Here is a 12,868-nt window from a genome sequence, read left to right on the forward strand (position 1 = left end):
GCGGCGCACTTCTTCGGCCGCCAGCAAGGCGATCTCGGCCACTTGTTCGGCTGTGGGGTCGCGGTTGACGTGGGTGTCGCAGATGAACAGCTGGCGGCCGGGCAGCATCAGCATCTGCATCGCGGCCAGGGTCTGCGTGCCGGCGCGCAGGCCGATGACATCGCGCACATGGCGCAGGTGCTCGCCATAACTTCCAAAAGTCCCGCACAACATCGCGTCGGCGCGCCCCTGGCGCACAAGCATGGCTGCCAGCAGGCTGCAGCGGCTGCGCATCTCGACGCGGGCCACCGCGCGCGACACGCCTTCGCGGCGCTTGAGCTGGAAGTAGTCGTCCGCCGCATCGCCGTACACCGCCGGGTCTTGCAGGTTGATGGTCTCGCAATCGGTGCCGGGTGTCAGGCGCAGGCCGTACTCGGCGATGCGATGGGTAATCACCTCGGGCCGGCCCAGCAGCAACGGCCGCGCCAGGCCCTCGTCGACCACCACTTGCGCCGCGCGCAGCACACGCTCGTCTTCACCTTCGGCATAGACCACGCGCTTGGGTGCACGCTTGGCCGCGGCGAACAGCGGCTGCATGCTGCTGCTGGATTGGTAGACGAACTGCGACAGGCGCTGGCGGTAGGCCGGCATGTCGGTGATCGGCCGGCTGGCGACGCCGCTGTCCATCGCTGCCTGGGCCACGGCCGGTGCCACCACTTCGATCAAGCGCGGATCGAAGGGCTTGGGGATCAGGTAGTCGCGGCCGAAGCGCAGACCGCTGGCACCGTAGGCCTGGGCCACGACTTCGGGAATCTCCTGGTGCGTCAGTTCGGCGATGGCGCGCACGGCGGCCAGCTTCATCGCTTCGTTGATCGTCGTCGCACCGACATCCAGCGCGCCGCGGAAGATGAACGGGAAACACAGCACGTTGTTGACCTGGTTCGGGTAGTCCGAACGGCCGGTGCCGATCACCGCATCGGGCCGCGCGGCCAGCGCATCCTCGGGCGTGATTTCCGGCGTCGGGTTGGCCATCGCCAGGATGATCGGGTCGCGCGCCATGGCCTTGACCATCTCGGGTTTCAGCACGCCGCCGGCCGACAGGCCGAGAAAGATGTCGGCGTCCTGCATCACGTCGGCGAGCTTGCGCGCGCTGGTGTCGCGGGCATAACGCGCCTTGTTCGGGTCCATGCCCTCGGTGCGACCCATGTACACCACGCCCTTGGCGTCGCTGACGAAGATGTTCTCGCGCTTCAGGCCCAGGCTCACCGCGATGTCCAGGCAGGCCAGGGCCGCGGCGCCGGCGCCGGAGGCCACCAGCTTGACCTCGGCGATGTTCTTGCCCACATGCTTCAGCGCATTGAGGATCGCCGCGGCGGCGACGATGGCCGTGCCATGCTGGTCGTCATGGAAGACCGGGATCTTCATGCGCTCGCGCAGCTGGGTCTCGATGTAGAAGCACTCCGGTGCCTTGATGTCCTCGAGGTTGATGCCGCCGAAGGTGGGCTCCATGCGGGCGATGGTCTCGATCAACTTGTCGGGGTCGTTCTCGGCCAGTTCAATGTCGAACACATCGATGCCGGCGAACTTCTTGAACAAGCAGCCTTTGCCTTCCATCACCGGCTTGGCGGCCAGCGGGCCGATGTCGCCCAGGCCGAGCACGGCTGTGCCGTTGGTGATGACGGCCACCAGATTGCTGCGCGCCGTCAGGTTGCCGGCTTCGCGCGGATCCTCGGCAATCGCCATGCAGGCATCGGCGACGCCGGGCGAATAGGCCAGCGACAGGTCTCGCGCCGTGGCCATGGCCTTGGTCGGATTGACCGAGATCTTGCCCGGCGTGGGATAGCGGTGGTAGTCCAGTGCGGCTTCGCGCAGGGTGTCGTCGCTCATGTCGGTCTCTCCTTGTCTTGTCGTGTCGGATTCAATGCGCGCTCGCGGTGGCGGCGCGCCGAGGGACTTGTTGCAGCGCCCGCTTCACGCAGGCCACGAAGGCCGCGGGCTGGTCGGCATGCACCCAGTGGCCAGCGTTGGCGATCACCTCCACCTGGGCCTGCGGGAACATCGGCGCAAAGGCCGCGCCATCGCGCTGCGCCACGTAGTCGGAATGCTCGCCGGCAATCACCGTCACCGGCCGCTCGAAGCGCCCGCCCAGCAGCTCGCCGGGGAAGCCGCAGAGCTGCGGCATCGCCGCGCAGATGCCCATCAGGTTGATGCGCCAATCGAAGTGGTCGTTGTGCAGCACCAGGTTCTGCATCAGGAAGGGCACGACGCCGGGGTCCGGCACGGCCTGCTGCAAGCGCCGCTGCACCTCGGCCCGGCTGGCGGTGGTCACCACATCGGCCGTGCTCATGGCCTGGGCAAAAGGCGTCAACGTGTCGGCATACGAGACCGGTGCGATGTCGACCACGATCAGGCCGCCAACCCGCGCGGGCTGGCGCAGGGCCAGCGCCATCGCCGTCTTGCCGCCCATGCTGTGGCCGAGCACGATGGGCGCTATCAAGTCGAGCCGGTCCATCAGCTGCAGCACGTCGTCGGCCATCTCGGCATAGCTCATGCTGTCGGCCCAGGGCGATGCACCGTGGTTGCGCAAGTCCACGCTGTGCACCGTGTGGGTAACGCCGAGATGACGGGCGATGCTTCGCCAGTTGCTGCCGGAGCCGAACAGCCCGTGCAGCACCAGCAGCGGCGGCCCGCTGCCGACGGTCTCGAAAGCCAGGTTCAGGGCCATGGCGCAGCGCCTACTTCTTCTTCACCGGCGGCAGGTCGGTGCAATGGCCTTCGAAGACCTCGGCGGCCATGCCGATCGATTCGCCCAGCGTCGGATGCGGATGGATGGTCTTGCCGATGTCAGCCGGCACGCAGCCCATCTCGACGGCCAGGCAGATCTCGCTGATCAGGTCGCCGGCATGCGTGCCGACGATGCCGCCGCCGACGATGCGGTGCGTGGCTTCATCGAACAGCAGCTTGGTGAAACCTTCGTCGCGGCCATTGGCGATGGCACGGCCCGAGGCCGCCCACGGGAACACCGCCTTGCCGATCTTCAGGCCCTCGGCCTTGCACTGCTCCTCGGTCTTGCCGGCCCAGGCCACCTCGGGGTCGGTGTAGGCCACCGAGGGGATCTGGCGTGCGTCGAAGAACGCCTGCTCGCCATGTGCCACCTCGGCCGCCACGTGCGCCTCGTGCACCGCCTTGTGGGCCAGCATCGGCTGGCCGACGATGTCGCCGATCGCGAAGATGTGCGGCACGTTGGTGCGCATCTGCTTGTCGACGTTGATGAAGCCACGGTCGGTGACGGCGACGCCCGCCTTGTCAGCGCCGATCTTCTTGCCGTTCGGGCTGCGACCGACTGCGACCAGCACCAGGTCGTAGACCTGCGATTCCTTGGGCGCCTTCTCGCCTTCGAAACTGACCTCGATGCCGGCCTTTGTCGCCTTGGCGCCGATGGTCTTGGTCTTCAGCATCACGGTGTCGAAGCGCGGTGTGTTGAACTTCTCCCACACCTTGACCAAGTCGCGGTCGGCGCCCTGCATCAGGCCGTCGAGCATTTCGACAACATCGATGCGTGTGCCCAGGGTCGAGTAGACCGTCGCCATCTCCAATCCGATGATCCCGCCACCGACCACCAGCATGCGCTTCGGAATCGACTTCAGCAACAGCGCACCGGTGGAATCGACGACCCGCTCGTCCTCGGGCATGAAGGGCAACTTCATCGCCTGCGAGCCGGCGGCGATGATGGCCTTGGCGAACTTCACGACCTTGCGCGCGCCGCCTGCGGCCACCACTTCGAGGTGATGCGGGTCGAGGAAGCCGCCGACGCCAGTGAGCACTTCCACCTTGCGCGCCTTGGCCATGCCGGCCAGGCCGCCGGTCAGCTTCTTGACCACGCCGTCCTTGAAGCCGCGCAAGCCATCGATGTCGACTTCCGGTGCCGCAAACTTGATACCGTGGTGGGCCAACAGCTTGACTTCGTCCATCACGCTGGCGGTGTGCAGCAGCGCCTTCGACGGGATGCAGCCGACGTTCAGGCAGACACCGCCCAGCGTGGCATAACGTTCGACCAGCACGGTCTTCATGCCCAGGTCGGCGCTGCGGAAAGCGGCCGAATAACCGCCGGGGCCGGCGCCCAGCACCAGCACCTCGCATTCGACATCGGCCTTGCCGGTGAAGCTGCCGGCCGTGGGCGCCGGCACCGCTGCGACCGGTGCCGGCGCTGCTGCCGCCGCTGCCGGCGCCGGGCTGGGCGCGGCCGCCGCAGCACCTGCGGCTTCGACGACCAGGATCACCGAGCCTTCGCTGACCTTGTCGCCCAGCTTGACCTTCAGCTCTTTCACCGTGCCGGCATGGGTCGACGGGATCTCCATCGAGGCCTTGTCGGACTCGACCATGATCAGCGCGGTCTCGACCGCGATCACCTCACCGGGCTTGACCAGCAGCTCGATGATCGCGACATCCTTGAAGTCACCGATGTCCGGAACCTTCACTTCGATCAATTGCGTCATGTGATGCAGCCCCCGGGTTCAGAACAGCACGCGCCGCAGATCGGCGAGCACGTTGGCGAAGTAGACGTTGAAGCGAGCGGCCGCGGCGCCGTCGATCACGCGGTGGTCCCAGGACAGCGACAGCGGCAGGATCAGCCGCGACTGGTAAGCCTTGCCGTCGCTGGACACCTGCTTCCAGTAGCTCTTGCAGACACCCATGATCGAGACCTCGGGCGCATTGATGATGGGCGTGAAGTAGATGCCGCCGATGCCGCCCAGCGAGCTGATCGTGAAGGTGCCGCCCTGCATCTGGTCGGGCTTCAACTTGCCGTCGCGTGCCAGCTTGGCCAGCTCGCCCATTTCCTTCGCGATGTCGGGCACGGTCTTCTTGTCGACATCGCGGATCACCGGCACCATCAGGCCGTTCGGCGTGTCGGCGGCAAAGCCGATGTGCCAGTAGTTCTTCAGCACCAGCGCGTCACCTTCCAGGCTGGCGTTGAACTCGGGGAATTTTTTGAGCGCCGCCACCGCCGCTTTCATCATGAAGGGCAGCATGCTGAGCTTGACGCCCGACTTCTCCAGCTCCTTGTTCATCTGCACGCGGAAGGCTTCGAGATCGGTGATGTCGGCTTCGTCGTGCGTCGTGACGTGGGGGATGACGACCCAGTTGCGGTGCAGGTTGGCGGCCGAGATCTTCTTGATGCGCGACAGCTCCTTGCGCTCGATCGGGCCGAATTTCGCAAAGTCCACCTTGGGCCAGGGCAGCAGGTCGAGGCCGCCGCCACTTCCGCCACCGGCCGACGCCGGTGCGGCTTTGGCTGCCGCCGGGGCAGTCGCCGTGGCGCCACCCTTGGCGAAGGCCAATACGTCCTCACGCACGATGCGGCCGTGCTCGCCGGTACCCTTGACCGCGCCCAGGTTGACGCTCATTTCACGCGCCAGCTTGCGCACCGCCGGGCCGGCGTAGGCCAGCGCGAAGGCGGCTTCATCGATGCCACCACCGGACACGGCAGCGGCTGCGGGCGCGGCAGCAGGCGCAGCCACCGCAGCGGCGGACGCTGCCGGCGTCGCCACCGCCGCTGCCTTGCCATCTCCGGTGGTCAGCGTCAGGATCACCGAGCCTTCGCTGACCTTGTCACCGACCTGGATCTTGATCGCCTGAACAACGCCGGACAGCGGCGCGGGCACATCCATCGTCGCCTTGTCGGACTCCAGCGAGACCAGCGGGTCCTCCGCCTTCACGGTGTCGCCGACCTTGACGAAGATCTCGATCACCGGCACGTCCTTGAAGTCACCGATGTCGGGTACACGCACGTCCGCCACGCCGGCCGGTGCGCTGACGGCCGAGGGCGGTGCGCTGACACTCGGCTTGGCCGCTTCGGCCGGCGCAGGCGCTGCTGCCCCGCCCTCGCCTTCGAAGACCATGATCACGCTGCCTTCACCGACCTTGTCGCCAACCTTCACGTTGATGGACTTGACCTTGCCGCCGCGCGGCGCCGGCACGTCCATCGTCGCCTTGTCGGACTCCAGCGAGACCAGCGGGTCTTCGGCTTTCACCGTGTCGCCGACCTTGACGAAGATCTCGATCACCGGCACATCGGTGAAGTCGCCGATGTCGGGCACTTTGATGTCGTTCATGTTGCTCATGTCGTGCCTCACACCGTCCAGGGCGCCGCACGCTCGGCGTCGAGCCCATATTTCGCAATCGCCTCGGCCACTACGGCCGGCTTGATCACGCCGTCGTCGGCCAGCGCCTTCAGCGCGGCGACGGTCACGTGCCAGCGATCGACCTCGAAGAAGCGGCGCAGCTTGCGTCGGTAGTCGCTGCGGCCGAAGCCGTCCGTGCCCAGCACGGTGTAGCGCCGGCCGGCGGCCTGCACGGAATCGCGGACCTGGTCAGCATAGTTACGCATGTAGTCTGTCGCGGCGATGACCGGGCCGTCATGGCCCTCGAGACACGTCTCCACATGGCTCTTGCGCGGCGCTTCGGTCGGATGCAGCCGGTTCCAGCGCTCGGTGCTCATGCCGTCGCGGCGCAGCTCGTTGTAGCTGGTGGCGCTCCAGACGTCGGCGGCGATGCCGAAGTCGCGTTGCAGCAACTCGGCCGCGAACATCACCTCGCGCAGGATGGTGCCGCTGCCCATCAGCTGAACGCGGTGGCCCTTCTTCGGTGTCTTGCCGCCGTCGCTGAGTTGATAGAGGCCCTTCAGGATCCCTGCCTCGCTGCCCTCAGGCATGCCGGGGTGCGGGTAGTTCTCGTTCATCAGCGTGACGTAGTAATAAACGTCTTCCTGCTCGGCGTACATGCGCCGCATGCCGTCGCGAATGATCGTCACCACCTCGTAGGCGAAGGTCGGGTCGTAGCTGATGCAGTTGGGAATCGTGCCGGCGAGGATGTGGCTGTGGCCGTCCTCATGCTGCAGGCCTTCGCCGTTCAGCGTCGTGCGCCCGGCGGTGCCGCCCAGCAGGAAACCGCGTGCGCGGATGTCGCCCGCCAGCCAGGCCAGGTCGCCCACACGCTGCAGCCCGAACATCGAGTAGTAGATGTAGAACGGGATCATCGGCACGTTGTTCGTGCTGTACGAAGTCGCCGCGACGATCCAGCTGGACATCGCACCGCCTTCGTTGATGCCTTCCTGCAGCACCTGACCGTCTTTCGACTCGCGGTAGTACATCAGCTGGTCGGCGTCCTGCGGCTTGTACAGCTGGCCCAGCGAGGACCAGATGCCGAGCTGCCGGAACATGCCTTCCATGCCGAAGGTGCGTGATTCGTCCGGCACGATGGGCACCACATGCTTGCCGATCTGCTTGTCGCGCACCAGCGTGCCGAGCATCTGCACGAAGGCCATCGTGGTGGAGATCTCACGCTCGCCGCTGCTGTCCAGCAGGCGCTGGAAGCTGGCCAGCGGCGGGATTTCCAGCGAGGCCGATTTGCGCCGGCGCTGCGGCAGGTAACCACCCAAAGCCGCACGCCGCTCGTGCAGGTACTTCATCTCCGGGCTGTCGTCGGCCGGCTTGACGAAGGGCATGCTGGACAGCTCGTCGTCGGACACCGGAATCTGGAAGCGGTCGCGGAAACCGCGCAGCGCGTCCTGCGTCATCTTCTTGGCCTGGTGCGCAATCATCTGGCCTTCGCCGGATTCGCCCATGCCGTAACCCTTGACGGTCTTCGGCAGGATCAGCGTCGGCTGGCCGGTGTGCTTGACCGCGGCCGCATAAGCCGCAAAGACCTTGACAGGATCGTGCCCGCCGCGGGTCAGGCCCCAGATCTCGTCGTCGCTCATGTCGGCGACCAGGGCCTTGGTCTCGTCGTACTTGCCGAAGAAGTGCTCGCGCACATAAGCGCCGCTCTTGCTCTTGAAGTCCTGGTACTCGCCGTCGACGCACTCTTCCATGCGCTGCAGCAGCTTGCCGCTCTTGTCCTTGGCCAGCAGCGCATCCCAGCCGCTGCCCCACAGCACCTTGATGACGTTCCAGCCGGCGCCACGGAACACGCTCTCGAGCTCCTGCACGATCTTGCCGTTGCCGCGCACCGGGCCATCGAGCCGCTGCAGGTTGCAGTTGATGACGAAGACCAGGTTGTCCAGGCTCTCGCGGCCGGCCAGCGAGATCGCGCCCAGCGATTCGGGCTCGTCCATCTCGCCATCGCCCATGAAGGCCCAGACCTTGCGTTTGGCGGTGTCGGCCAGACCACGGCCATGCAGGTACTTCAGGAAGCGCGCCTGGTAGATCGCCATCAGCGGGCCCAGGCCCATCGAGACGGTGGGGAACTGCCAGAAGTCCGGCATCAGCCAGGGGTGCGGGTAGGACGGAATGCCCTGCCCGTCTGTCTCCTGGCGGTAGTTCAGCAGCTGCGCTTCGGTGAGGCGCCCTTCGAGGAAGGCGCGGGCGTAGATGCCCGGTGAGCTGTGGCCCTGGATGAACAGCAGGTCGCCGCCGTGCGTGTCGGTGGCCGCGTGCCAGAAGTGGCCGAAGCCGATGTCGTACAGCGTGGCGGCCGACTGGAAGCTGGCGATGTGCCCGCCGAGCTCCGACGAATCCTTGTTGGCGCGCAGGATGATCGCCATCGCGTTCCAGCGGATGATCGATCGCAGGCGATGTTCGATGGCGCGGTCGCCGGGGCTCTTGTCCTCGCGCTCGGGCGGGATGGTGTTGCAGTAGGCGGTGGTCAGCGAGCGCGGCACATACACGCCATCACGCCGGCCTTGGTCGACCAGGCGGTTGATCAGGTAGTTGGTGCGATCGCTGCCGCGGTGCTGCTGGACGGCGCTGAGTGCGTCGGTCCATTCGGATGTTTCGGTGGGGTCGAGGTCGCCCATCGTGCTCATCGCTGTCTCCTGTGTCATGGTCTTGTCTCGCATCGGGTGATGCGGGCCGGCCTTGCTGAATAGCATCCGGCGTGCCATGTGACATTGAGAGCGAGAAATGAGCTAAGTCATTGATTCATAAGGACTTGTGAAGAGAGGGCGAACAGGGCTCGTCCGCCGATCCGGACTTCGGGCAGCCGGCTCGTCCGGCCGCCCGGGTGGGCTGCTACGCACAAACCCTTTGCCCGGGCGGATCCCCCTCGGGAGGACCACGCCGCAGGCGTGAAGGGGGCAAGCTCAGGCCGATCCGGGTCCCCCGGTCGGCCTGATCCCCCTCGGGGGGACCACGCCGCAGGCGTGTAGGGGGCAAGCTCAGGCCACGTCGTCGAGCTTGAAGACGGAGACGGCCTGCAGCAGGCTCTCCGCCTGCTGGCACAGCGTGCCCGCGGCGGCGTTGCTCTCGTGGGCCAGCGCGGCGTTGCGCTGGGTCATCTCGTCGAGTTGCGCCACGGCGCCATTGACCTCGCCCAGCGAAGCAAACTGCTCGCGGCTGGCGCGCGAAATGGTCTGGATCAGCGTGCTGACCTGGTGCACCTGGGTCACCACCGACTCGATCGTCACGCCGGCCTCGCGCACGCGGTTCGAGCCGTCGCTCACCTTCTCGACGCTGATGCTGATGATCTGCTTGACCTGGCGTGCCGCATCGGCGCTCTTGCCGGCCAGCGCGCGCACTTCGCTGGCCACCACGGCAAAGCCGCGGCCATGCTCGCCGGCCCGCGCGGCTTCGACGGCGGCGTTCAGCGCCAGGATGTTGGTCTGGAACGCAATGCCATCGATCACGCTGACGATCTCGGCAATGCGCTGCGAGGCGAGCTGGATCTCGTCCATCGTCGTGACCACGCGGCCGACCGCCGCGCCGCCGTTCGACGCCACGCTGCTGGCCTGCTCGGCCAGCGTCTCGACCTGGTGGGCGGCCTCCGAGCTGTCGCGCAGCGAACTGGTGAGCTGGGCCATCGAGGCAACGGTCTGCTGCAGGTGGCCGGCCTGCTGCTCGGTACGCGCGCTCAGGTCCTGGTTGCCGCCGGCGATGTCGCTGGAGCCGGTGTGGATGCAGTCGCTGGCCTGGCGGATCTGCGAGACCATGCCGGTGAGCGTGCGCACCATGGTGCCCAGCGCACCCAGCAGGCGGGTGGTTTCGTCATTGCCATGCACCTGGGGCACGGCGTCCAGCCGGCCATTCGATACGGCTTCAGCCACCCGCACGGCCGCGTCGAGCCGGCGCGTCACGGCGCGCACGGTGAGCACGCTCAACACGGCACCGGCGGCGATGATGACGCCGGCAATGCCCAGGATCAGCGCCAGTGAATTCGACACCTGCTGGTCGACATGGCCCACCACCTGGTGCTGGCGTTCGGTGATGTTGCGCACTTGCAGCGCGCCTTGCTCGGCCTGTTTGGCCGCCACCTGCTTCAGCTCGCCGAGCGCCTGCTGCAGCGCGCCCTCACTGGCCAGCACGCTGTGCTTGGCCGCGGTCACCTTGGCGATCGAGCCGTCCACCGATTTCAGGGCTTCGGTGGCCGCTTCGACATTGGCCACCAGCTGCGGCCGCCCCATCTTCTGCAGGCCGGCGCGCAGCCGGTCGACGTTGCCGTTCATCCGGCCGGCCAGGCTGGCCAGCGAGGCTTCACCGTCCTTCACTTCCTGGGTGCTGGCGGCCAGCATCAGCAGGCGCAGCGTGGCGGTGAGCTCTTTCATGTCCAGCGCAATGGCATCGCTGGCCGCCACCACGCCGCCCGGTTCATTGCGAAAGCGCAACGCCGCTTCCAGCACCTGGCGCTGCTTGGCGCCCTGCACCTCCAGCGCATCGACCGCGGCGCCGAGCTTGGCGGCCTCATCGTCCAGCGGTTTGAGGATGGCCTTGCGCTGGGCCTGGTAAGCGGCTTCCTGCTCCTTCTTGCCGGCCAGCACCTCGGTGCGCAGCGCAAACAGGCCATTGCCCTCCTTGACGAAAGCCTCGTTGAGGGACACCGCCAGGCCCTTCACCTCCTTCAGCAGGTCGGCCTGCGCGCCTTCGAGTTCCATGCGCTGGATCGCGTCGATCGTGGCCTTGAGCTTTTCCTTCAGCGGCGTGATGCGGAAGCGGTTGCTCACCAGGTCGGTCTCGCCGACCAGGATCACCAGGTCCTTCATGCGGGCCTGGGCCAGCAGCGCGGCCTTGGTGCCCGCGGCCAGGCCGCGGCCGACCTCCTGGGCCTTGTCGGCCGCTTTCGCGGCTTCGGTCTCGATGGTGGCCACCGCGGCGCGCGTGGTGGTGATGGCCTGTTCGGCCTGCTGCAGCGCGTCGCGCGCCCGCGCGGTCTCGCTGCGGTACGCGCTGTCATCCTGCAGGCGCCGCGCCACGGTGCCGTCGATCTGCTGGTGCGCACTGCGGAAGGCGCCGAGATCGCTGGCCACGCTGCGGTCGAGCCGGCTGATCTCGCCGGTCAGGCGCTCCAGCTCCTTCAGCTCGGCCTCGAAGGCGCCGCTGCTGCGCTTGGCTTCATCGGGCGAGCGGGCGAGCGACAGGCGCAGCAGGCTGCCCATGGCCCGCTCGGTGCGCTCCTGCAGCTCGTAGGTGCGGTTCTGCAGCGGCGTGGCCTGCAGCGTGAGGCCGCGCAGGTCGGCCTGGATCGAGGTGACCGAAAAATAACCCACCGCTGCCACGGCCAGCAGCCCGGCCGAGGTGAAGGTGGTGAGGGCGATGAGACGATGCGAGATTTTCATGTTGTTGTCCCAGGAACCGTCGACTCGTGATCGTGATCAGCGCAACTTGCTGATCTGCCCGTCCTTGATCTGCGTCAGGAACACCTGGTTCATCGCCTGGTGGTTGTCGGCGGCCAGGTTCAGCGTGACACCGCCGAGGTCGACACCCTTCATGCCGTCCATCGCCGCCACCAGCGCGGCCCGCGTCGGCGTCTTGCCGGCGCGGTCCAGCGCGCCGACCAGCACGCGGGCCGTCAGGCAGCCTTCGAAATTGACGAAGCCCAGCTTGGCGCCGCCGGCATGGCGGGCGATCACGTCGCGGCATTCCTTGGCCACTGCCGCGTTGTCGTCGGCCGGAAACGGCACCACCTGCGAGATCAGCACGCCGTCGCCGGCCTTGCCGACTTCACCGACCAGGTTGTCGGTGCCGACGAAGGACACGGTGGCCAGCTGCGACTTCAGGCCCGCGCCGCGGGCCTCCTTGATGAAGGCGGCCAGCGGGGCGTAGGGGCCGACCATCACCACCGCGTCGGGCTTGGCATCGAGCATCGCGGCCAGGCCGGTCTTGATGGCCAGCGTGTTGCGCTGGAAGGTGCCCTTGGCGGCGACCGCCAGGCCACGCTTCTTCAAGGCCTTCTCGGTGCCTGAGAGCACCGCGGTGCCGAAGCCGTCGTCCTGGTAGAACACGGCCACCGACTTGGCGCCCTTCTCGATGAAGTGCGCCACCAGGGTCTCGGCCTCGTCGTCGTAGCTGGCGCGCACGTTGAACAGCTGCTTGGTCACCGGCTGGCGCAAGGTCATCGCGCCGGTGAACGCACCCACCAGCGGCACGTCCATTTCCTTGACGATGGGCAGCACCGCATTGGCCGTGGGCGTGCCGACATAGCCGAACAGCGAGAAGACCTTCTCCTGCTCGATCATCTTCAGCGTTTCGTCGACCGCGCGGTTCGGTTCATAGCCGTCGTCGGCCACCACCAGGTTGATCTTGCGGCCGTGCACGCCACCCTTGGCATTGACGTCCTTGAACACCGCCAGCGCGCCTTCGAGCATGCCTTTGCCCAGGCCTGCGGCCGGCCCGCTTTGCACGTTGACCATGCCGATGCGGATCTCGCTGTCGCTGATGCCGTCGTCGGCGGCCCGGGCGAGGGCGGAACACAGCAACATGGCGGCAGCAGCCGCGGTAGCAGTCACGAAGCGGAACGAGGGCATGGGTACTCCTGGGTTGACGTTTGTTAGGAAGGAGAACATGCGCCAGGGCTCCCGGCCCGGGCGGTGTGACGGGTTTTCGGCTGAAACCGCGCGAACTTCAGCGCTGTGCCAGCGAGAGCAGCTCGCCCAGCGGTAAATCCAGCGCCAGCTCATGCG

Annotated in this window: 7 protein-coding genes; all 7 read right to left on the reverse strand. The window is 67.0% G+C overall.

All coding sequences use genetic code 11. The features are described 5' to 3' along the window. A partial coding sequence (locus VLK61_RS15685) for an NADP-dependent malic enzyme (protein ID WP_325422549.1) occupies positions 1–1,866 on the reverse strand: 1,866 nt, incomplete at its 3' end. A 31-nt stretch (positions 1,867–1,897) separates the two neighbouring features. Then, positions 1,898–2,704: an alpha/beta fold hydrolase gene (locus tag VLK61_RS15690; protein ID WP_325422550.1), complete on the reverse strand. Its 807-nt coding sequence runs from the start codon at positions 2,702–2,704 to the stop codon at positions 1,898–1,900. A gap of 10 nt (positions 2,705–2,714) precedes the next feature. Beyond that, positions 2,715–4,475 carry a dihydrolipoyl dehydrogenase gene (gene lpdA / locus VLK61_RS15695; protein WP_325422551.1) on the reverse strand — a complete coding sequence of 587 codons (1,761 nt, stop codon included), beginning with the start codon at positions 4,473–4,475 and terminating at the stop codon, positions 2,715–2,717. Between the two features lie 18 nt (positions 4,476–4,493). Further along, positions 4,494–6,101: a dihydrolipoyllysine-residue acetyltransferase gene (aceF, locus tag VLK61_RS15700; RefSeq protein ID WP_325422552.1), complete on the reverse strand. Its 1,608-nt coding sequence runs from the start codon at positions 6,099–6,101 to the stop codon at positions 4,494–4,496. Between the two features lie 8 nt (positions 6,102–6,109). Continuing rightward, a complete protein-coding gene (aceE, locus tag VLK61_RS15705; RefSeq protein WP_414636818.1) occupies positions 6,110–8,800 on the reverse strand; it encodes a pyruvate dehydrogenase (acetyl-transferring), homodimeric type in 2,691 nt (896 codons plus the stop codon). A 333-nt stretch (positions 8,801–9,133) separates the two neighbouring features. After that, positions 9,134–11,524, reverse strand: a complete 2,391-nt coding sequence (locus VLK61_RS15710; RefSeq protein ID WP_325422553.1) for a methyl-accepting chemotaxis protein — start codon at positions 11,522–11,524, stop codon at positions 9,134–9,136. Positions 11,525–11,560: 36 nt separating this feature from the next. Further along, the gene (locus VLK61_RS15715) at positions 11,561–12,712 is read right to left on the reverse strand and encodes an ABC transporter substrate-binding protein (protein WP_325422554.1); all 1,152 of its coding nucleotides are present in this window, start codon (positions 12,710–12,712) and stop codon (positions 11,561–11,563) included. Positions 12,713–12,868: the final 156 nt, after the last annotated feature.

Origin of the sequence: Aquabacterium sp. (assembly GCF_035476535.1) — a bacterium.
GTDB lineage: Bacteria > Pseudomonadota > Gammaproteobacteria > Burkholderiales > Burkholderiaceae_C > Pseudaquabacterium.